The following is an 18,941-nucleotide window of genomic DNA, read 5'->3' as shown; positions in this document are numbered from 1 at the left end:
GAAAGCTACCCTGCCCGCTCGATGCGGATGACCTGCGGCTTGTCGGTCAGATGGCCATCCTTGGTGATGCCATCGACGGCCTTGCGCACAGCAGCCTCCGTCGTCTCGTGGGTGACGAGGATCACCGTCTTCTGTGCCGCCGCCTCGCCATTGACCGCGTGCTGGACGATCGATTCCAATGAAATGTCATTATCGGCCATGCGCTTGGCGATTGCCGCGAAGACGCCGATGCGGTCATGCACGGTCAACCGGATGAAATAGCCGCCGGCATGGCTGCGCATCTGCGCCTTCTTGTAGGGTTTCAGCTCCTTCGCCGGCCGTCCAAAGACCGGACCATGCTGGAAGCCTGGCCGGCTCTTGGCGATGTCGGCGATGTCGCCGATGACGGCCGAGGCGGTGGCGTTGCCGCCGGCACCGGGGCCTGACAGCAGCAGTTCGCCCAGAATGTCGGTCTCGATCGCCACCGCATTGGTGACGCCATGCACCTGCGCGATGACCGATGCCGTCGGCACCATCGTCGGATGCACGCGCTGCTCGATGCCGCTCTCGGTGCGCTGGGCGACACCCAGCAGCTTGATCCGGTAGCCAAGATCGGCGGCCGCGCGGATGTCGGCCTGGGTGATGTTGGAGATACCTTCCATATAGATGTCGTTGGCGGCGATCCTGGTGCCAAAGGCAAGGCTGGTCAGGATCGACAGCTTGTGCGCGGTGTCGTGGCCCTCGATGTCGAACGTCGGATCGGCTTCGGCATAGCCCAGCCGCTGCGCGTCCTTCAGGCAAGCATCGAACGAGATGCCCTCGGCCTCCATGCGCGTCAGGATGTAGTTGCAGGTGCCGTTGAGGATGCCGAACACGCGCGTAACCGAATTTCCGGCCATCGCCTCGCGCATGGTCTTGATGACGGGAATGCCGCCCGCCACCGCCGCCTCATAGTTGAGCAGAACACCCTTTTTCTCGGCGATCTCGGCCAGCGCCACGCCATGCTTGGCCAGCAGCGCCTTGTTGGCGGTGACGACGTGACGGCCGGCTTCGAGTGCCGCTTTCACCGACGAGCGCGCCGGGCCCTCGTCGCCGCCGATCAGTTCGACGAACACGTCGATTTCTGCGGTCTGCGCCATCTTGACCGGATCGTCGAACCACTTTGCCGAGCTCAGATCGACGCCGCGATCGCGCTTCTGGTCGCGCGCCGAGACGGCGGTGACGATCACGTCACGGCCGCACTGGCGGGTCAGTTCCACCGCTTTGTCGCGCAGCACGCGCGCCACCGACGCGCCAACGGTGCCGAGGCCGGCAATTCCAACACGCAATGCTTCAGCCATGTCCGGCGACGTCCCTCAAAGTCAGATCGAATTTGCGTGCGGCAAGCTTACCGGTGAGCGGAGAGCGGCACGACATTGTTGGGCTGCTTGGCGCTGGTCGACAGGAAGCGCTTGATGTTGCGCGCCGCCTGCCGGATCCTGTGCTCGTTCTCGACCAGAGCGACGCGCACGAATTCGTCGCCATGCTCGCCGAAGCCAACACCGGGCGCCACGGCCACGTCGGCATGTTCGATGAGCAGCTTGGAGAATTCGAGCGAGCCGAGATGTCGGAACGGCTCCGGGATTGGCGCCCAGGCGAACATCGATGCCGCCGGTGCCGGAATGGTCCAGCCAGCGCGGCCGAAGGCATCGACCATCACGTCGCGGCGCTTGTGGTAGATGTCGCGCACTTCGGCGATGTCGGCGCCGTCGCCATTGAGCGCATGTGCCGCCGCCACCTGGATCGGCGTGAAGGCGCCGTAGTCGAGATAGGATTTCACCCGCGTCAGCGCCGAGATCAGCCGCTCGTTGCCGACGGCAAAGCCCATCCGCCAACCGGGCATGGAGAAGGTCTTCGACATGGAGGTGAATTCGACGCAAACGTCGATCGCGCCAGGCACCTGCAGCACCGAGGGCGGCGGATTACCGTCGAAATAGATCTCCGAATAGGCAAGGTCGGACAGGATGATGATGTCGTTCTTCTTGGCGAAGGCGACCACATCCTTGTAGAAATCGAGCGAGGCGACCAGCGCCGTCGGGTTCGACGGATAGTTGAGGATCAGCGCCAGCGGCTTCGGGATCGAATGTTTGACTCCGCGCTCGAGCGCCGGGATGAAGCCGTCGTCCGGCTCCACCTGCAGCGAGCGGATGACGCCACCAGACATGATGAAGCCGAAGGCATGGATCGGATAGGTCGGGTTCGGGCACAGGATCACGTCGCCGGGCGCCGTGATCGCCTGCGCCATGTTGGCGAAGCCTTCCTTCGAGCCAAGCGTGGCCACCACTTGCGTGTCGGGGTTGAGCTTCACGCCGAAGCGCCTGCCATAGTAGGCGGCCTGGGCGCGACGCAGGCCCGGAATGCCGCGCGACGAGGAATAGCGATGCGTGCGCGGGTCGCGCACGACCTCGCACAATTTGTCGACGATAGCCTTGGGCGTCGGCAGGTCCGGATTGCCCATACCCAGGTCGATGATGTCGGCGCCACGCGATCGGGCGCTGGCCTTGAGCCGGTTGACCTGCTCGAACACGTAAGGCGGAAGCCGGCGAACCTTGTGAAATTCTTCCATGGCAGTTCCAGACAGCGAAGGGGGTGTTGGGCGCGCGCTATATACTTATTTGCAGGTAGGGTCGAGGGCGGGGTCGCATTTGGCTTCGATCTGCTTCAGCGTTTCGTCGCCATGCTTCTTGGCCAGATCCGTCAGCGCCGCCTGGTTGGCGACCTTCGGGCCGCCGCCCTTTGCCGCCTGCGCATTCTCATCCGCCTTCAATTGCGCGAGCTTGGCGTTCTTCTCGGCTTCGGTGAACTGAGGCGCCGCCACTTGCGGCTTGATGTTCAGGTTCGGAAAGGTGCCGGTATCCTTCGGCCCCGTACCCGCAGCGACAGGCGTCGGGCCATTCGTGTTGGTGCTCGAGCACCCGGCAATCCCGATGAGGACGATCGCCGCGCCGATGCGGCAAAAATGTCCAGCACCGAAAAAAACAGTTTCGCCAATATTAATCGTCATATTGTTTCCTTGGCAGCCGAGGTAGAGCGAGATTGGCCCGGTCGGATGTCCCATGTTAATATGTCAAGAAAAGGCCTCGGGAGGAACCCCGCCAACCATGTCCAAAACACCCGATTCGGGCAAAGCGGAAGATGACGAGCCTTCGACCGTCGAGCAATATCTGGTGAAGGACCCGGAACGCTTCGCCCTGAACATGGCGCGCATGATCGAGCAGGCCGGCAAGGCCGCTTCCGCCTGGGCCGAGCCGCGCGAAAAAGGCGACGTGCGCGACCATGTCGCTGAGCCCGTTGTCGATATGGTGAAGACCTTTTCCAAGCTCAGCGAATACTGGCTTGCCGATCCGCAGCGCGCGCTGGAAGCGCAGACGCGGCTGTTTTCCGGCTATATGACGGTCTGGGCCAACGCCATTCAGCGCACCAGCAACGCCGCGCAAGACACCGAAGACGCGGTCAAGCCGGAGCGCGGCGACAAGCGGTTCCTCGACCCGGAATGGGGCCGCAACGCCTTCTTCGATTTCCTCAAGCAGGCCTATCTCGTCACCTCGCGCTGGGCGGCCGATCTGGTCGAGCACGCCGAAGGCCTTGACGAGCACACCCGCCACAAGGCCGGCTTTTACGTCAAGCAGGTGTCCAACGCCATCTCGCCGTCGAATTTCATCCTGACCAATCCGGAACTGTTCCGTGAAACCGTCGCCTCGAACGGCGAAAACCTGGTGCGCGGCATGAAGATGCTGGCCGAGGACATCGCCGCCGGCAAGGGCGACCTGAAGCTGCGGCAGGCCGACTACTCACCCTTCGAGATCGGCAGGAACATCGCCACCACTCCCGGCAAGGTGGTCGGCCGCAGCGACGTCGCCGAAATCATCCAGTACGACCCGGCGACCGAGACGGTGCTCAAGCGGCCCTTGCTGATCTGCCCGCCATGGATCAACAAATTCTACATCCTCGATTTGAACCCGCAGAAATCCTTCATTCGCTGGGCGGTTGAACAGGGCCACACCGTGTTCGTCATCTCCTGGATCAATCCGGACGAGCGCCACGGCACCAAGAGTTGGGAAGCCTATATCCGCGAGGGTCTGCAATACGGCCTCGACACCGTCGAGAAGGCCACCGGCGAACGCGACGTCAACGCGATCGGCTATTGCGTTGGCGGCACGCTTCTGGCGGCGGCACTGGCGCTGATGGCGCAAGAGGGCGACGACCGCATCAAGTCGGCGACCTTCTTCACCACGCAGGTCGACTTCACCCATGCCGGCGACCTGAAAGTGTTCGTCGACGAAGAACAGGTCGCCGCTGTGGAAAAGTCGATGAGCGAAAAAGGCTATCTCGACGGCACCAAGATGGCGACCGCCTTCAACATGCTGCGCTCAGGCGACCTGATCTGGCCCTATGTCGTCAACAACTACATGCGCGGCAAGGATCCCCTGCCCTTCGACCTGCTCTACTGGAATGCAGATTCCACCCGCATGGCGGCGGCCAATCACTCTTTCTACCTGCGCAACTGCTATCTCGAGAACAACCTTTCGCAAGGCACGATGGAACTGGCGGGCCACACGGTCTCGCTCGGCGACATCACCATCCCGGTCTACAACCTCGCCTCCAAGGAAGATCACATCGCGCCGTCGCTTTCGGTGTTCCTCGGTTCGAAATATTTCGGCGGCACGGTCGAGTATGTGATGGCCGGGTCGGGCCATATCGCAGGGGTCGTCAATCCGCCGGCATCCAACAAATACCAGTACTGGACCGGGGGTACGCCGACGGGCGACTTCAGCCAGTGGATAGCCAATGCCACCGACCATCCAGGATCCTGGTGGCCGCACTGGCAAGACTGGATAGAGGCCAAGGACAACACCCGCGTGCCTGCCCGCAAACCGGGCAAGCATATGAAAACCTTGGGTGATGCTCCCGGCACCTATGTGAAAGTACGTGTGTAACGGACTGTAATGTGTGGTGAGTTGACGGACCGCCAAAAGCGGGCGAAATGGTGTCGTCAACCATCAAGCGGCCGTAATTCGGCAATCACCGCAAAAATACTTCCAGGCTTGCGGATTTGACACAGGTCTCGTTTCCGGATCGGAGACAAAGGTCACCCTGGCATCGACGCATGCGTGTGGCGCCAAGGATATACCGATCGGACATCGAGGGGGAATTTGACTTTGAAATCAGCAGGATGGAGCCTCGCAAAGGGAGAACGCCGCGCCATTGTGGCAGCGCTCTGCTCCTTGCTTCTGGCCTCCTGCACTTCGGCTGGCGACCCGACAATGTCGGTCGGAATGCCCGGTTACAACGCCACCGCATCGGATATGAATGCTGCCTCAAGTGGCAAGTCGGCCGCTGTCGCCGATTCGTCCGAGGTCACGACCGAGCAGACGACCGTGATGACGGCGAGCGATACGGCGCTGCCTGAAAAAGTCGCCTACGTGCCTATGTCCAAACCGGGAGCTGCCTTTCCGCTGACCACGCCGGCGGGCGCCGAAACCATCGTTGGAAACACGCCGCAATCGCTGACGCAGCAGGCACAGACCGCGCAGCAAACCGACGCGGTCGCCCAGCAGATTGCCGCGGTCGACGGCGACGTGGCGGCGCCGAAGCCCGCTGCCGCTCCGGCCATGAACAACCCGGTCTATGTGACGGCTGGCGAGATGCCGCAGGCCGAAGCACCAAAGAAGAAAGGCTTCCTCGCCTCGATGTTTGGCGCAACGCCAGCCTCGGCGACACCAGCCCCCATCATCAGCAACGCCCGGACGGGCGAGCAGCCCCCGGCGCAGGCAAAAGCGACGCCAGCAGCGGCAAAGCCGATCATCACGCTGGCCTCGGCCAATTCCACGGCCAAGCCGGTGCAACTGGCTTCGCTCGGTGGCGATAGCGGTCACATCACCGGCAGCGATGCCCTGCCCGGCGTGCGCCAGACGGCCCTGTTCGAGATCAAGCGCAAGTCCGGCCTCGACGACGAAAGCGACGTCGACCTCAACGAGGATGAGGGGCCAATCGGCGGCTCCTATCAGGTTGCGTCAGCCGCCGGCATGGCCCGGTTGGCGCCCAACGGGCTGCTCAAGCAGAACGAGAGCGTCGATGTGGCCTGCCTGAAGCCGTCGCTGGTGCGCGTGCTGAAGACGATCGAAGGCCACTACGGCCGCAAGATGACGGTGACGTCGGGCTATCGCGACCCGGCCCGCAACCGGCGCGCCAACGGGGCCAAGAATTCGCTGCACATGTATTGCGCCGCCGCCGATATCCAGGTTCCCGGCGTTTCGAAATGGGAACTGGCGAGCTACATCAGAAGCATGCCCGGCCGCGGCGGCGTCGGCACGTACTGCCACACAGAATCGGTTCACGTCGACGTCGGCCCCGAGCGCGACTGGAACTGGCGCTGCCGCCGGCGCAGCGGCGGTGACGGCTAGTCTAGCAGACGGTCTTAGGCCTATTAGCAGCCAAGATCGTACCGGTGACCATTCTGAGCATTCGGGATTAGCCGAAGCCTCCCACAAACTTCGTCATCCTAGGGCGAAGTAGGGCGAGGCTCCGTCGCGGAGACCCTGGGATGACGAAACGATGGGTGTCGCCGCTAATTATCAAAGCCTGCCAACCCTCGGGAAATCGTTGATTTGGCTGGCCCGGAAAAAAGTTGTCCAAGGTGGCACCTGACGGGTTGCCGGTTGCGCACAACGCCAGTATAAGCCGCTTCGTCTGAGCGCGCCCATCGTCTAGCGGTTAGGACACCGCCCTTTCACGGCGGTAACAGGGGTTCGATTCCCCTTGGGCGTACCAGAAAAATAATGCGTTTAGCGCAAACCTCCCCCCCAATGTGGCCAATTTCGCCTGGCTCTCTGCCGCGGTCTTCAACTGACGCGCAGTCTTCCGCGATCACACCATAGGCTAACGCGGCCACACAGGTCATAATCCTGCTACAAAGTGGTCGATTCCTCAGGGATGTAGCCGCTCCAAGAGCCCGCCGCAGGTCGCCCCCGTGGCGGGCTTTTCATTGCACGGTCGAGTTGGGTTCTCGGGCACCGCGACAATGAGAAAGCCCCGCAGTGGTAAGCCCGCATTTATTGCCTGGTTTCCCGGCTTTAAACAGCTGACTGCGAGGTGTACGGATTCGGGCAAAAAAGCCGGATACTACCTGATTAAGGCGAGCCACCACGGTCAAAGAGTGGGTGTTGCAACCCCCTCGAGCGCAATGATCCTGGTGTTGGCGCAACGCTTCCGGATTTCAATAAGGCGGGCGTATTCCGCCGAATTGTACCAGCCCATCAACGACGTCATGTCGGGGAATTCGATAATAACCAAACGGTGTGGCTCCCAATCGCCCTCCAAGACTTTGGTCGCACCGCCACGACCTAGATATCTCCCACCATAACGCTCCTCGGTGGCTGGCACATCCCGCCGGTATTCCTCGAACGCAGCAGCGTCCTTTACGTCTACATCCGCGATCAGATAGGCGGCCATTTGCGCTTCCTCCTTCTCGACGGCGCCCGACCGTTACGCTACGGTCGCGGGGGCGACGCCCGCCGGTCAAGACGCCCCTCTTCAGCGCTTCACCGGCAACCGCCGATGCGAAGTCAAAAGCCTGTTATAATCCACGGATTGGCGTCGTATCCGAGGCGCGGCTCTGCTTTTGCGCCGCTATCTCCCGATTTGGCGGTTCCGGTGAAACCACAGTCCAGATTTGGTGCGGACTTCTTGGCTGACGGGTTGGTGGAACATAAAGCGGCGGCGTCACTGACCGCCGCCTTCTTTTCCTTGGCAACAGCGACACCAGCCGCAGCGAAAACGACAGCCGCGCAAAATACAGCCACTCTCATTGGAACCCCCACATTGCACCCGACGGATGGTCGGACATGACGTAACGTCATCTTAACATTAGCACTAACGAATATATTAGCTAGCCCAGTGCCGTCAAAAGCTGGCCGGAGTGCCAAGCTTGCGTCGTGGCCGCCAAAACCGGTGCCATCTCGACACCGGCCGGCATGAGTCGCATTCTGCCCGTTGGAGAAGGGTGTGGATAAGCCAAATACAGGGGCTGATCAGGCTAAACGCTGGCGGGACCTGGCCCTGCGCGGCCGGAGGCGTCTGTCACACAACGTCATGTCGTGGGCGCTGATCCTGACGGCGATAACCATTCTCGGTGGCCTGATCGCGTTCAAAGCGTACAAATGAGCAGAGCCCTAGCGCGCATTCTCGCCGACGGATATCGGCCACAGCCTAGCCGCTGCCAAGCAGCGGCACGGTAACGGTTGTCGCGTAGTTGATCGGGAAGGAACTGAAGTAGGGAAAGTCGATGACGAAGGCATAGGCGGCGGTCAGATGCGCCATGCGGAAGCCGCCGCTCACCGGGTCGATGGCGATGGTGACGTTCACGTCCTTGAACCCCAAGGCCTGCAATTTCTGCGTGGCGATCGATTGAATGTCGGCCTGGGTCAGCGTGTTTTTAAGCTGCAGCGAGCGCGCTGACGTCTCCAGCGTATAGCGAACACTGGAGACCGAGTGCATCGACCAGCCAAAGGCGAAGATTCCGAACAGCAGCATGACAAGGAAGGGCGCGATCAGCGCGAACTCCAGCCCGGCCCCGCCCGATCGATCCCGCCGGAACGCGCTTACCCTAGCGGACACGGATCGTCTCCTGGTGACCGATTACAGTGGAAGTGGCAAATGGGCCGAAGGCAATTGGCGGCACCCAGGTGCCCGATGCCTGTATCTGGACATAGACCGCCGGCACCTTCGGCCCACTGCACATGGTGGACGCGTCGACCACCGTCGCCCCGCACATACGGATGCGGCTTAGCGTGACCTGGCCGTCTTCCGGCCGATTTTCCCAACTCGCAATGGCAAGGGCCTGGGTCGCCGCATCATCGGTCGATCCGCTCATGACCAGGTTCGCGGCGGTCTTCACACCGGCGCGCATCGACAGTGAACTCGTTACGTAGGACCAGCCGTCCAGAATACCAAGCAGCACCAGGCACAGAATGGGCAGCACCATCGCGAACTCGACCGCCGCAACGCCCGAATCATCACCAAGGATCGGCATCGATGGGCGCCCCACGGAGCTACTCGGACAGTGCCACGGACCGCGCGGCTGGAATGTTGGGCACTCCGAGGCTCGAGCAATCCTGATTGATGGTTGAGTTACCGGACCATTGGATCGTATTGGCGACGACCCTGGTGCAGCCGCCATTGCCCGAGAAGTTGCCAAGATAGTTCACTTGCTGCTTGGGGAAGTAGATGGCCCCGGTCAAAAGCGAGTCCGCTGTGCCGTTGAATGTGCTGGATGCGCTCATGCCGGTCCTGTCCCCGTAGAACAGAACGCCTGAGTAGGTGCCCGAAGTCGCCGCGCTGAGCTTCACGGACGCATTGCCATTCATGCTGACGGTCGAACTGCCCGACATGAAGATGGTCACCCCGCTGCCGGTGATGGCTGCGTTGGCGTTTATCTTGAAACTGCCCTGGACGACATAGACGCCGGGCGAAAGCGTGACATTGCCCTTCAGGTTCATGCCGCTGCAATAGGTGCCTGGACCGAGCGTCGCCTTGTTGTCGTTCTGGCAGGGGGTCGCGGCCACCGGGGCCGGCAGGTCGACAAAGGGATCGCCGGCAGGCAGTGCCTGGGTGATCGGGACCGCGCAGACGGTGGTGACGGGGTTGCTGAGAGAGACACCGCCTGCCGATATCAGGCAATCGGCCTGCAGGCCGGCCGAGCCCTGAACCTTGATGGCGTCCGAGGCGATCGAATTGGACATGACCGAGCAGCCGTTAAGCTTAACGCTGGTGCTGCCGGAAAACAGCGCCGCCTGCGAAGCGGACGGATCGAGCGCGAGCATGCAAGCACTCGAGGCATCGGTAATAACGGCCACCGCCCTCGCCTGTTCGGGGACTTTGTCTTGCGTGAAGATCAGGGTGAACATCCGGTCGAGCTGCTGGCCGACGATCACCTCGACCGCTTTTTTTGCCGTATTCGGTCCGGAGGCCGGCGGCGTGTTGACGACGATCGTGCCCGAGCCCAGTCCGTTCGACGCCGCGGACTGAGTCGCGGCCGCGACGATCGTCGGCTTGTCGGAACCCGAGATCTGTTCGAGCGCACCGGCATAGGCGGCTGCATCGGCCGTCGCCTGTAACCTCAGGCTGTTGTAGTACCAATAGGAGGTCTCGACGCCGAAGCCCGCAGCGCCGACAACGACCGGCAAGGTCAGAGCAAAAATGGTAGCGACGTTTGCGCCCGTGCTCCGGCGCATGGCGTCCATTACAAGCAGAACACGGGTGAAGCTACTCAAGGCCATGGTTTAAATTAGAAAGCACGCATAAATGAACGAATGGCTAAAAAGTTCGTTGCATTTTTGAGCAGTGGTCCATTGGCTTCAAAAAAGAAGTGTTTCGCTGGCTGACCAACGCGCAAGCGCATCGATGTCTCAGAGTGGGCCGCCCCTCAAGGCCGGCGGGAAATTGCCGGATTCGCAGCCGAGACCGCGCGAACAACGACCGGGTCTTCGAAAAACACACCGGAGTAAACGTATTTACAAATTACTGATGCATGTATGGAGGATGGAGGTTCAGGATTTGCTTCAAGCGGAAAGAATTGGCATCGACTCCGCGACCGTATCAGCCAACATCTCTCGCTGCACGGCCAGGAAAAACCTGCGCACTTCATCGCTGGCTGCTGTTCTGTCCCTGCCGGAGCCGACCACAAGATCGAGCAACTCCGACGCCTTGGCTCTCCAGAACGAGGTGGCGGTCTCGCCATGCAGGTTGCCGAGCTTGGCAGCAACCTCCCTGACCAAGAATACCTGACGGTCGATCGGGAACGCACGGACTTTTTCTGGGGACATCTTCCAAACCATGAGACTGACGCAACGAATCAACCATTGCCAACGAGCAATGGCGTAGCCGGGAAGGTGGAAACGGAAGCTTAACGGCGCTGAGGTGGGTGCAACGTGGGGCGGTCGTCGGGGACGAAAAGGGCGCAGCCCTACGCACGCGCCATCGCCGTGTGCGTTCAACGCGATTGTTGACGTAGGAATCGGGGCAAGCGAAACGGCGTCGGCCCTCAGGCCTGGAGCGCCCTCGCCTCACCGCCGCGCTTGCGCGGCGTCATCATGTCTCTTGCCATTAGTCCGCTCGCCCGGCAAAACGCCATGAACGCCCGGCAGGCGTCCTCGGTCTTGACCACGTCCACCGTGGCGCCAAAGCAGGCGTTGAACGCTTTCTGATAGATCGGGCCCTGACGGCGCGCAGGCCAGTCCTGGAGAAAATCGAGCGCCTGTTCGACGCCATAGATTTCCTCGACTGGCAGACCGGGTCCAGGCGCTATGCGCACCGGCACCTCGAATTGCAGTCTATCCATTTCCTGTCTCCCGAACGGCATCGCCGAGGCAACGCCGTTCGTCGTCGAAAGTTGCTTTGACCGGCTTCTGGCCCAGAAATGTGTCGTCACTTGGGTCGCGGGCCGCCATGTCGCGCCAAACAAATCGCGCACCCGAGATCTGTCCTGGGGCGACATACGCTCACTGGTTCGCCGGATCCGTCTCCGCGTCGAAGGCCATGCGAATGGCGGTGATCAGTACAAATACCGTCGGCACGGCGAAGATGCCGCCGAGAACAAGGGCCGCCATCGCCGACAGACCGAGCGTCTCGGCAACCGCCCAATAGACGGTTCCGATGCAGATGAGCGCCTGGACGGAGAGGAACGCGGCAGCCGAGGCCGCGCGCGACAGGGTTTTGAAAGTCTTGATGCGTTGTTGCATTGAAATAATCCGGAAATGACGCGCCGCGCGACCGCTGCGCGGCCGACAGCCGCCGCACGATCACGACGCGAACAGGAATAACGATGAGGTGAAGGGCACGGCCTTGGCCGCTCAGGCCGTGATGGTCGGCGGTGCGCGCGGCTGGTTGGTGCTCGCCCCGGGAACCGAGGCGGCCCCATTTCCCGAAACCATCGCTCTTTGCGATGTCCGTTCGGCCCAAAGAAAAACAGCGTCGGGGACCGCAAGCGCGGGATGGCCGCCGGCGAACTTGACTAGGAGCGGACGGCCGGCACGAACCTCCAGCGCTTGCGCCTTGCCGGTGACACGCAGCAGCGCCGCCACCTCGCCCGACCGCTCGACACCGACACTGGCACCGCTTGGCGCAGAGCCCGCAAAGCCTGACGCCACCGGCAGGCCGAAGCACAGCATCGCCAGCAGCACCATGCCCATCAGGCATGAGCACGCTGCCGTCAGCGGCGCTTCAGGCCATCGGGTTTGCCTGGCCGCCGCGAAGGGACGCGATCTCGAAAACATCACCCGCCCTAACGCACCATGGCCAGAAAGGGAAGCAAACCGGGCAAAAACCGGCAAGACATCGCCCATGCGAGGCAAATATCGGGAAGCGCGCGGCCGCATCAGACAGTTCTTCCTTGAACCTTTTGCCCTCAAGTGCCAAATCTGGGGAAATTTTCACGCTGGCTCTCCTGCAGAGCCCTACCCGCTACACGGACAAAATGGTCACCTATCTCGACGCTGCCACGGCCCCGCTCAGAAATACCGGCCAGATCCGCCTCTATGGCGAGGACGGCTTTGCCGGCATGCGCAAGGCATGCGATCTCACCGCACGCTGCCTCGACGAGCTGGTGCCGATGGTCCAGCCCGGCGTCACCACCGAAGCAATAGACCGCTTCGTCTTCGAATTCGGCATGGACCACGGCGCGCTGCCGGCGACGCTCAACTATCGCGGCTACACGAAATCGTCCTGCACCTCGATCAACCATGTCGTCTGCCATGGCATTCCCGACAACAAGCCGCTCAAGGATGGCGACATCGTCAACATCGACGTCACCTACATCCTCGACGGCTGGCACGGCGATTCTTCGCGCATGTATCCGGTCGGCACGATCAAGCGCGCCGCCGAGCGCCTGCTCGAAGTCACGCATGAATGCCTGATGCGCGGCATTGCAGCGGTCAGGCCTGGCGCCCGCACCGGCGCCATCGGCGCCGCCATCCAGACCTTTGCCGAAGGCGAGCGCTGCTCGGTGGTGCGCGACTTCTGCGGCCACGGCGTCGGCCAGTTGTTCCATGACGCGCCGAACATCCTGCATTACGGCAGCGCCAATGAAGGCGTCGAGATGCGGCCAGGCATGATCTTCACCATCGAGCCGATGATCAATCTGGGCAGGCCGCATGTGAAGGTTCTGTCGGACGGCTGGACTGCGGTGACGCGCGACCGCTCGCTGTCGGCGCAGTACGAGCACACGATCGGCGTGACCGACACAGGGTGCGAGATTTTCACGCTGTCGCCCAAAAAGCTCGATCGCCCCGGCCTGCCGGCTTAGAGCGCGTCTGCCCGGCAGGAGGCCGTCTATGCCGACTGCACGCCAGCGGCATTCGGCAGGTCGATGGTGACGACCAGTCCGCTGGGCTGGTTGTCCTCCAATTCGATCCTGCCGCCGTGACCCTGGACGATGTCGGCAACGATCGACAGGCCCAGACCGAAGCCATGCTTCGATGCAATGCCGCGCGACGCGTCTTCCTTGAAGAATGGTTCGAAAACACGGGCGCGTGCCGTCATCGGAATACCCGGCCCGTCGTCCCCTACCGTGATGCGCGCCGCCGTGCCGGTCGCCGTCAAGGCGACCGTGACGTTGCCAGCGAATTTGACCCCGTTGTCGCAGAGATTGGCGATCGCACGCGCCAATGCATTGGGCTTGCACCAGCCCAGGAGCCGGTCCGGCCCGGAATATGAGACAGGAAATCCGACATCGGAGAACTCGGCGCAGACGGTTTGCAGAACGCTGGCAATGTCGGCGAGCTGCAGCTTCTCCGTCGAAACATCGTTGCGCAGATAGGTCAGGGTCTCGTCGATCAAGATTTCGATGTGCTGGACATCGGACAGGATTGCGGTTCGGATGGGGCCATCATCCATACGCTCGGCGCGAAGCCGCAGCCGCGTCAACGGCGTGCGCAGATCATGACTGACGCTGCGCAACATGCGCGTGCGGTTTTCGATCATCGTGCGGATGCGCGTCCTCATCCTGTTCAGGGCGCGCGCCAATCCCACCATTTCAATGGAGCCGTGTTCGACGAAGAGCTGGTCGCCATTCTCAATCTCGGCCGAACCGACTGCTGCCGAGATGCGCTTCAATGGATCCGTCACGGCCCAAACCGCAAACAGCCAGATCAGCACGGGCAAGGCGACGAAAGCCATGAACCTGTAGAACGAGGCACGGACGAGGCCCGATGTCAGCCAGGAATCGGGCATGCCGAAATGGGCCAGGACGTCCTGCTGGTCCAAGTCGATGACAAACGCGTATCGGCCGCCGATCCTTAGCCAGCGTCCATCAACCGTCCCCCTGTCGATACGCAAAAGCCATTCGACACTTCGCCATTGCAGATAGGACTGGGGAATGCCGGCTATCTGGTCCCTGGGCAATATCTCGAAATCAAAGCCGGCCCGCTTTGCTGTCGCCAGAATTGCGCTACGCGCCTCCGCCGGCGTTTCTTGCAACAAGGCAGCAACAACGCCTGCACGCCTTGCGTTATCTTCCGCGGCGGGAAGGTCGACGTTCTCTATGAAACTCTCAACGACCGAGCCGACGAACATGATCACGATCACCGCGATGAAAATGATCGCTACAAACTGCCCACGCACGGACTGCGGCAGGAAACGGCGGAGGATATCACTCATGCTTCCTCCACCGTCGCGGTGAAGATATAGCCACCCAACCGAACGGTCCTCAAAAGCACCGGATCGCGCGCATCCTTTTCGATCTTCCTGCGGATTCGACTGATATGGACATCGACGCTACGCTCGATCGGCCCCGCGAGCCCGGCATGGGTTACGCCCAGAAGTTCCTCGCGAGAGAGAACCCGGCCCGCATTGCGACAAAAGGCAAGCAACAGGTCGAATTCATGCGTCGTGGTCGTAACCCGCGCATTGTTGGGGTCATGCAATTGCCGGCGTATTGGATCGAGGCGCCAGCCGTTGAAACGAAGCACCTTCGACCAGTCCCGCTCGTCTGGAGCATAGGCTGTGCGGCGCAGCAGCGCCCGTATCCTGGCCGTCAATTCGCGCGCGCTGAACGGTTTCGTCACATAGTCGTCGGCGCCGATTTCCAGCCCGAAGATGCGGTCGATTTCCTCGCCGAGCGCGGTCAGCATCAGGATCGGAATGTTGGTTCCGGCACGAAGACGACGGCAGATGTTGAGGCCATTTTCGCCCGGCAGCATGACATCGAGCACGATGAGATCGAATTTCTGGTTGCGAAGCGCGGCGTTCATCTGGACGCCGCTCTCGGCAATTTCCACGATCATGCCGTTGTCGGTGAGCGTCTCGCCCAGCATGCGCGCGATCTCAAGATCGTCTTCGACAATGAGGATGCGCGAACCTTGCCTTGCCGACCTGGATTCGGCGCTCAAATCGCTTTGGTGCCGTTGCTGTGCCATTCCGGAGTTTGTCTAGCCTGCATTTGGTGCCTGGGTAGGCGTCAGAACCGATATCCGACGAGAAGCATCCCTGAAGGCTGGATCTTTTCGAGGACAACAGGGCTGTCGGCAGCGTCACCCAAGAGAACACCGACCCCCGCTTCGCCGCGCACCATCCAGCTCTCGTCGAGCATATATGTGGCGGAAATCGAAAAATCGGCGCGCTTCAAACCGGCGCCGGCATCATAGCGCACCAGCCCCGAGCGAGCCGATTGTTCGGGCGTGACACCAAAATAGGCCTGCATGTAATTTTCGTCGGCGAAGACGGCGGACGCGCTGGCGCCGATCATCAACGATTGAGACAGAGGCCGGGTCACCTCGATCCCCACCCTGCCCTCCAGGCCATCGCTGCCGCCGATGGTCTTGTCCAGTTGCGCGAATATTTCGGCCGGACCGAACTTCGCCGCTGCCTTCACGCCGACCGTCGCGCCCATGTCGACGTCCCCCAAGCCGCGCAGATGGTCGGAGTCGTCTTCCTTGCGGCCCATCTCATAGCCAAGCCGAGCGCTGAACGCGAACGGTCCTTGTTCATAGACGGCGATGTTGGCACCTGTCGGGTCGATCGTCACCGTGTCGAGGAATGTCGCCGTGACGAAAGGCACCGGCATGATCTTGAACTCATTGCTGCCTTCGTATTTGGGGACGATGATGGCGCCGCCGCCAAGCACGACATGCCAGTCGGCCAGCTTCTGTTCGAAACGCCCGAAACGGGAAGGCTCGGGCGGCAGGGTAAAATCATCGGAATTCACCGCAATGGCGTCTGCCGCCAGCGCGCCCTCCGAATGCGTCGAAAGCAGGATTGCCATGGCCGCGAGAGATGCCCGGCCGGCCAACAGTCCAGAGTCAATTTTGGCGAACATGCGCGCTCCAGTATAGCGAGGCAAGGAGCCTCCGATGGCGCCAACATGTCAGGTGAAAGTGGCCGCATGCGTTAAGTGATGTTAAGTTTTGTTGCGCAATCGTGGTTTCATCTTGCCGTATGAGAAAGCCATAGCGACGATCTGCCGTGGGACGTCTCGCAATCGGGGAACAGAACTGTTTCAATCCCGGCCAGAACAGTTCTAATGTCTGCGCTGGAGCAATGTGGGCGGTGTATGGGGAACACAAACGACGACGACGAGCGGAGTTTCTTCTCCGAAGCGCCGATGCGGCCTGCGGCGAAAGCCAAGGCGACGCTCGACGAAAAGCCGCATTACCTCGGTCACCGCGACCGACTGCGCGAGCGTTTTGCCCTGGCGGGACCGGACGCCCTGCCCGATTACGAACTTCTGGAACTTCTGCTTTTTCGCCTGATCCCTCGTGCCGACACCAAACCGGCGGCCAAGGCGCTGCTGGCGCGCTTCGGCACGCTGGCCGAAGTGCTCGGGGCGCCGGTTGGCCTCTTGCAGGAAATCAAGGGCATTGGCCCTGCGGTGGCGCTCGATCTCAAGATCGTCGCGGCAACCGCGCAGCGCATGGCGCGCGGAGAGGTGCAGGGTCGCGAAGTCCTCTCGTCCTGGACACAGCTTCTTGCCTATTGCCGGTCGGTCATGGCCTTCGAGGCGCGCGAGCAGTTCCGCATCCTGTTCCTCGACAAGAAGAACGCGCTGATCGCCGACGAGGTTCAGCAGACAGGCACCGTCGACCATACGCCCGTCTACCCGCGCGAGGTGGTCAGGCGCGCCCTCGAACTCTCGGCCACCGCCATCATCCTGGTCCACAATCACCCGTCGGGCGACCCGACGCCGTCGCGCGCCGACATCGAAATGACGAAGCTGATTATCGAGACGGCAAAACCGCTTGGCATTGCCGTCCACGACCACATCATCATCGGCAGGAAAGGCCATTCCAGCATGAAGGGCCTGCTGCTGATCTGAAGCTTGATGCTACCTGCCTGGCCTGCCATGCGCATTTGGCGCGACGCTCAACGCCGATCGCGCCGGCAAATGCAGGGACCGGCGCTCAGCTGGGGCGCTGGCGCCGAGACCCGGCAAAAGGCTCGGGCGTGGCGGATTTCCGTTCCCAGCACCTTCAGGCATTCACGGATGAACGCCGCAAGCGCCGTCCAACCTTTGGCCGACACCATCGTCCCGTCCACATAGCCATCGGTGGGAGATAGATCGATGTAGGTGCCGCCAGCAAGCGTCACCTCCGGCTCGCAAGCCGCGAGCGCCGCCACCTTCTTGCCGCGGACGACGCCGTCGACCGCAATCAGAATCTGGACGCCCTGGCAGATCGTGAAGATCGGCTTTTCGCTTCGTGAAAATGACGCACCATCGCCTGCACGCGCTTGTCGGTGCGGATATATTCGGGGCCACGACCCAGCGCGTCGTGACCGGGCTTTTCGGTGTAGGTCTGATCGCATCCGCCGCTGCTTCCCCGGTAACTAGGCCTGCGGCTCTGTCATATGGTGGTGTCGGTTTTCAGTACCCGCGAAATCGCCGCACTGACCGATATGCGCAAAGCTGGCGCCGGTTGGTTAGCGCTTCGGCGAGACGCCGATGAGCGAACTGACCTTGCTCGCCCGGCTTAACAAGCGCGTGCTGCACGTGAACATCTGCATCGGCATCGGAGTGGACACAGACAAAACGCTGGAAGGACATTGGTCGGAGTCCCCGGTGAAGCGCGAACGTTTTCGCAAGATCCAGGCCGAGTCTGCTCAAGCTGAGGCATCCAGCCGGTCGCGAAAGCTGCGGAGCTTGCTAGAGAGCTATGCAAATAGCGCGGGCTGGCGCTTGCAGTCTTAGTTCAATACTTACGCACCGCTGCTCCTAGCCAGCTGCAGCCAAAGGTGATCGGGGCATGTTGCGCGATTGCCACATAGCTGAAAAATCCAACAATTCTTATCGGCGATGGCTGGTGATGTGCCTGTCACCAGATTTAATGCGAATTGCCGGAGGGGTGGCCGATGCAGTTTTATTTGATCTATTCGTGGTTACTGCGCGTGTCTCGGTCATGCTTCACTGTTGCATTGTGCGTTCTGGCATTCGCAGCGGCCGCGGCTAACTCGGCTTTTGCACAAACGATCTCGGTCGGCGATGTTGCCATTGTTGAGGGCGATGCGGGGACCGCGTCAGCCCAGTTAGCGGTGACACTGAGCAGCGCGAGCGCTAACACTGTCAGCGTGCAGGTGGCGACGGCCGACGGTACAGCGACTGCAGGTTCCGATTATGTGGCTCAGTCTGTGAGTCTTACGTTTCTGCCTGGTGCCACGACGGCGACGATCAATGTCCCGGTAAATGGCGACACGATTTTAGAGCCGGATGAGACGTTTACGCTTAACCTGAGCAATCCGGTCAATGTCACCATCGCCGATGGTCAGGGGCTCGGCACGATCCTCAACGACGATGCCGCTCCGCCAACGATCTCGGTCGGCGACGTTGCCATTGTCGAGGGCGATGCGGGGACCACGTCAGCCCAGTTAGCGGTGACACTGAGCAGCGCGAGCGCTAACACTGTCAGCGTGCAGGTGGCGACGGCCGACGGTACAGCGAC

22 protein-coding genes, 1 tRNA gene and 1 pseudogene are annotated in these 18,941 nt (G+C 61.6%); 8 read left to right on the top strand and 16 right to left on the bottom strand.

What is annotated here, in order from left to right; genetic code table 11:
• Nucleotides 1–5: 5 nt before the first annotated feature.
• The 3 genes from NKJ67_RS10165 to NKJ67_RS10155 are packed head-to-tail and all read right to left on the bottom strand — an operon-like array spanning nt 6 to nt 3,076.
• Nucleotides 6–1,319, bottom strand: coding sequence for a homoserine dehydrogenase (locus NKJ67_RS10165; protein ID WP_127301770.1), 1,314 nt, complete (start codon nt 1,317–1,319; stop codon nt 6–8).
• Nucleotides 1,320–1,366: 47 nt separating this feature from the next.
• Nucleotides 1,367–2,584 carry an LL-diaminopimelate aminotransferase gene (locus NKJ67_RS10160; protein ID WP_023810473.1) on the bottom strand — a complete coding sequence of 406 codons (1,218 nt, stop codon included), beginning with the start codon at nt 2,582–2,584 and terminating at the stop codon, nt 1,367–1,369.
• Nucleotides 2,585–2,629: 45 nt separating this feature from the next.
• Nucleotides 2,630–3,076, bottom strand: coding sequence for a hypothetical protein (locus NKJ67_RS10155; RefSeq protein WP_236382797.1), 447 nt, complete (start codon nt 3,074–3,076; stop codon nt 2,630–2,632).
• A gap of 43 nt (nt 3,077–3,119) precedes the next feature.
• Here NKJ67_RS10155 and phaC point away from each other — a divergent pair, with 43 nt between their 5' ends.
• The 3 genes from phaC to NKJ67_RS10140 all read left to right on the top strand — a co-directional run bounded on the left by phaC (nt 3,120) and on the right by NKJ67_RS10140 (nt 6,789).
• A complete protein-coding gene (gene phaC, locus NKJ67_RS10150; protein WP_352581256.1) occupies nt 3,120–4,955 on the top strand; it encodes a class I poly(R)-hydroxyalkanoic acid synthase in 1,836 nt (611 codons plus the stop codon).
• Nucleotides 4,956–5,171: 216 nt separating this feature from the next.
• Nucleotides 5,172–6,422: a YcbK family protein gene (locus tag NKJ67_RS10145; protein ID WP_352581255.1), complete on the top strand. Its 1,251-nt coding sequence runs from the start codon at nt 5,172–5,174 to the stop codon at nt 6,420–6,422.
• Nucleotides 6,423–6,714: 292 nt separating this feature from the next.
• Nucleotides 6,715–6,789 (top strand) — tRNA-Glu (locus NKJ67_RS10140).
• Between the two features lie 378 nt (nt 6,790–7,167).
• Here NKJ67_RS10140 and NKJ67_RS10135 read toward each other — a convergent pair.
• Nucleotides 7,168–7,470 (bottom strand): DUF1330 domain-containing protein, encoded by a 303-nt coding sequence (locus NKJ67_RS10135; RefSeq protein WP_292655193.1) that lies wholly within the window; start codon nt 7,468–7,470, stop codon nt 7,168–7,170.
• 113 nt (nt 7,471–7,583) lie between these two features.
• Nucleotides 7,584–7,826: a hypothetical protein gene (locus NKJ67_RS10130; RefSeq protein WP_127270086.1), complete on the bottom strand. Its 243-nt coding sequence runs from the start codon at nt 7,824–7,826 to the stop codon at nt 7,584–7,586.
• Between the two features lie 196 nt (nt 7,827–8,022).
• Between NKJ67_RS10130 and NKJ67_RS10125 the strand changes: the two genes are divergently transcribed.
• Nucleotides 8,023–8,181 (top strand): hypothetical protein, encoded by a 159-nt coding sequence (locus tag NKJ67_RS10125; RefSeq protein ID WP_127327467.1) that lies wholly within the window; start codon nt 8,023–8,025, stop codon nt 8,179–8,181.
• A gap of 45 nt (nt 8,182–8,226) precedes the next feature.
• On the opposite strand, the gene NKJ67_RS10120 is transcribed toward NKJ67_RS10125, so the two are convergent.
• The 7 genes from NKJ67_RS10120 to NKJ67_RS10090 all read right to left on the bottom strand — a co-directional run bounded on the left by NKJ67_RS10120 (nt 8,227) and on the right by NKJ67_RS10090 (nt 12,290).
• The gene (locus tag NKJ67_RS10120) at nt 8,227–8,634 is read right to left on the bottom strand and encodes a TadE/TadG family type IV pilus assembly protein (protein WP_127270088.1); all 408 of its coding nucleotides are present in this window, start codon (nt 8,632–8,634) and stop codon (nt 8,227–8,229) included.
• A complete protein-coding gene (locus NKJ67_RS10115) occupies nt 8,624–9,049 on the bottom strand; it encodes a TadE/TadG family type IV pilus assembly protein (RefSeq protein WP_127270090.1) in 426 nt (141 codons plus the stop codon). The genes NKJ67_RS10120 and NKJ67_RS10115 overlap by 11 nt, the downstream gene beginning before the upstream one ends.
• 19 nt (nt 9,050–9,068) lie before the next feature.
• Nucleotides 9,069–10,250: a pilus assembly protein TadG-related protein gene (locus NKJ67_RS10110; RefSeq protein WP_352581254.1), complete on the bottom strand. Its 1,182-nt coding sequence runs from the start codon at nt 10,248–10,250 to the stop codon at nt 9,069–9,071.
• Between the two features lie 327 nt (nt 10,251–10,577).
• Nucleotides 10,578–10,841: a DUF6074 family protein gene (locus tag NKJ67_RS10105; RefSeq protein WP_023810460.1), complete on the bottom strand. Its 264-nt coding sequence runs from the start codon at nt 10,839–10,841 to the stop codon at nt 10,578–10,580.
• 218 nt (nt 10,842–11,059) lie between these two features.
• Nucleotides 11,060–11,356, bottom strand: a complete 297-nt coding sequence (locus NKJ67_RS10100) for a DUF982 domain-containing protein (RefSeq protein WP_127271426.1) — start codon at nt 11,354–11,356, stop codon at nt 11,060–11,062.
• Nucleotides 11,357–11,516: 160 nt separating this feature from the next.
• Nucleotides 11,517–11,756 carry a hypothetical protein gene (locus NKJ67_RS10095; RefSeq protein ID WP_352581253.1) on the bottom strand — a complete coding sequence of 80 codons (240 nt, stop codon included), beginning with the start codon at nt 11,754–11,756 and terminating at the stop codon, nt 11,517–11,519.
• Between the two features lie 111 nt (nt 11,757–11,867).
• Nucleotides 11,868–12,290, bottom strand: a complete 423-nt coding sequence (locus NKJ67_RS10090; RefSeq protein WP_352581252.1) for a hypothetical protein — start codon at nt 12,288–12,290, stop codon at nt 11,868–11,870.
• A gap of 200 nt (nt 12,291–12,490) precedes the next feature.
• Here NKJ67_RS10090 and map point away from each other — a divergent pair, with 200 nt between their 5' ends.
• Nucleotides 12,491–13,318, top strand: a complete 828-nt coding sequence (gene map, locus NKJ67_RS10085) for a type I methionyl aminopeptidase (protein ID WP_013532002.1) — start codon at nt 12,491–12,493, stop codon at nt 13,316–13,318.
• 26 nt (nt 13,319–13,344) lie between these two features.
• On the opposite strand, the gene NKJ67_RS10080 is transcribed toward map, so the two are convergent.
• The 3 genes from NKJ67_RS10080 to NKJ67_RS10070 are packed head-to-tail and all read right to left on the bottom strand — an operon-like array spanning nt 13,345 to nt 16,327.
• Entirely contained in the window at nt 13,345–14,670 is a 1,326-nt protein-coding gene (locus NKJ67_RS10080; protein WP_352581251.1) for a HAMP domain-containing sensor histidine kinase, read from the bottom strand.
• Nucleotides 14,667–15,428, bottom strand: a complete 762-nt coding sequence (locus NKJ67_RS10075; protein ID WP_032900681.1) for a response regulator — start codon at nt 15,426–15,428, stop codon at nt 14,667–14,669. Before NKJ67_RS10075 ends, NKJ67_RS10080 begins: the two co-directional genes overlap by 4 nt.
• Before the next feature lie 41 nt (nt 15,429–15,469).
• Nucleotides 15,470–16,327, bottom strand: coding sequence for a MipA/OmpV family protein (locus tag NKJ67_RS10070; protein ID WP_352581250.1), 858 nt, complete (start codon nt 16,325–16,327; stop codon nt 15,470–15,472).
• A gap of 234 nt (nt 16,328–16,561) precedes the next feature.
• On the opposite strand from NKJ67_RS10070, the gene radC reads away from it, so the two are divergent.
• The gene (gene radC, locus NKJ67_RS10065; protein ID WP_127810578.1) at nt 16,562–17,323 is read left to right on the top strand and encodes a RadC family protein; all 762 of its coding nucleotides are present in this window, start codon (nt 16,562–16,564) and stop codon (nt 17,321–17,323) included.
• Between the two features lie 47 nt (nt 17,324–17,370).
• Here radC and NKJ67_RS10060 read toward each other — a convergent pair.
• Nucleotides 17,371–17,807: pseudogene (locus tag NKJ67_RS10060) on the bottom strand (DJ-1/PfpI family protein); the annotation flags it as partial.
• 140 nt (nt 17,808–17,947) lie between these two features.
• Here NKJ67_RS10060 and NKJ67_RS10055 point away from each other — a divergent pair.
• Nucleotides 17,948–18,193 carry a hypothetical protein gene (locus tag NKJ67_RS10055; RefSeq protein WP_352581249.1) on the top strand — a complete coding sequence of 82 codons (246 nt, stop codon included), beginning with the start codon at nt 17,948–17,950 and terminating at the stop codon, nt 18,191–18,193.
• 161 nt (nt 18,194–18,354) lie between these two features.
• Nucleotides 18,355–18,941 (top strand): Calx-beta domain-containing protein (locus NKJ67_RS10050; protein WP_352581248.1); only part of this gene is annotated, 587 nt, incomplete at its 3' end.

Source organism: Mesorhizobium sp. M0088, from assembly GCF_040322895.1.
Taxonomy (GTDB): Bacteria; Pseudomonadota; Alphaproteobacteria; order Rhizobiales; family Rhizobiaceae; genus Mesorhizobium.
The sequence above is the reverse complement of the archived record's forward strand: the minus strand, read 5'-3'. Positions and strand labels throughout refer to the sequence as shown.

Excerpts from the sequence above, each read along its gene's own strand:
- map (WP_013532002.1), top strand. The coding sequence starts at position 12,491 with ATGGTCACCTATCTCGACGCTGCCACGGCCCCGCTCAGAAATACCGGC.
- phaC (WP_352581256.1), top strand. The coding sequence starts at position 3,120 with ATGTCCAAAACACCCGATTCGGGCAAAGCGGAAGATGACGAGCCTTCG.
- NKJ67_RS10115 (WP_127270090.1), bottom strand. The coding sequence starts at position 9,049 with ATGCCGATCCTTGGTGATGATTCGGGCGTTGCGGCGGTCGAGTTCGCG.
- radC (WP_127810578.1), top strand. The coding sequence starts at position 16,562 with ATGGGGAACACAAACGACGACGACGAGCGGAGTTTCTTCTCCGAAGCG.
- NKJ67_RS10095 (WP_352581253.1), bottom strand. The coding sequence starts at position 11,756 with ATGCAACAACGCATCAAGACTTTCAAAACCCTGTCGCGCGCGGCCTCG.
- NKJ67_RS10135 (WP_292655193.1), bottom strand. The coding sequence starts at position 7,470 with ATGGCCGCCTATCTGATCGCGGATGTAGACGTAAAGGACGCTGCTGCG.
- NKJ67_RS10110 (WP_352581254.1), bottom strand. The coding sequence starts at position 10,250 with ATGCGCCGGAGCACGGGCGCAAACGTCGCTACCATTTTTGCTCTGACC.
- NKJ67_RS10070 (WP_352581250.1), bottom strand. The coding sequence starts at position 16,327 with ATGTTCGCCAAAATTGACTCTGGACTGTTGGCCGGCCGGGCATCTCTC.
- NKJ67_RS10130 (WP_127270086.1), bottom strand. The coding sequence starts at position 7,826 with ATGAGAGTGGCTGTATTTTGCGCGGCTGTCGTTTTCGCTGCGGCTGGT.
- NKJ67_RS10055 (WP_352581249.1), top strand. The coding sequence starts at position 17,948 with ATGAGCGAACTGACCTTGCTCGCCCGGCTTAACAAGCGCGTGCTGCAC.
- NKJ67_RS10080 (WP_352581251.1), bottom strand. The coding sequence starts at position 14,670 with ATGAGTGATATCCTCCGCCGTTTCCTGCCGCAGTCCGTGCGTGGGCAG.
- NKJ67_RS10090 (WP_352581252.1), bottom strand. The coding sequence starts at position 12,290 with ATGTTTTCGAGATCGCGTCCCTTCGCGGCGGCCAGGCAAACCCGATGG.
- NKJ67_RS10075 (WP_032900681.1), bottom strand. The coding sequence starts at position 15,428 with ATGGCACAGCAACGGCACCAAAGCGATTTGAGCGCCGAATCCAGGTCG.
- NKJ67_RS10155 (WP_236382797.1), bottom strand. The coding sequence starts at position 3,076 with ATGGGACATCCGACCGGGCCAATCTCGCTCTACCTCGGCTGCCAAGGA.
- NKJ67_RS10100 (WP_127271426.1), bottom strand. The coding sequence starts at position 11,356 with ATGGATAGACTGCAATTCGAGGTGCCGGTGCGCATAGCGCCTGGACCC.
- NKJ67_RS10160 (WP_023810473.1), bottom strand. The coding sequence starts at position 2,584 with ATGGAAGAATTTCACAAGGTTCGCCGGCTTCCGCCTTACGTGTTCGAG.
- NKJ67_RS10165 (WP_127301770.1), bottom strand. The coding sequence starts at position 1,319 with ATGGCTGAAGCATTGCGTGTTGGAATTGCCGGCCTCGGCACCGTTGGC.
- NKJ67_RS10105 (WP_023810460.1), bottom strand. The coding sequence starts at position 10,841 with ATGTCCCCAGAAAAAGTCCGTGCGTTCCCGATCGACCGTCAGGTATTC.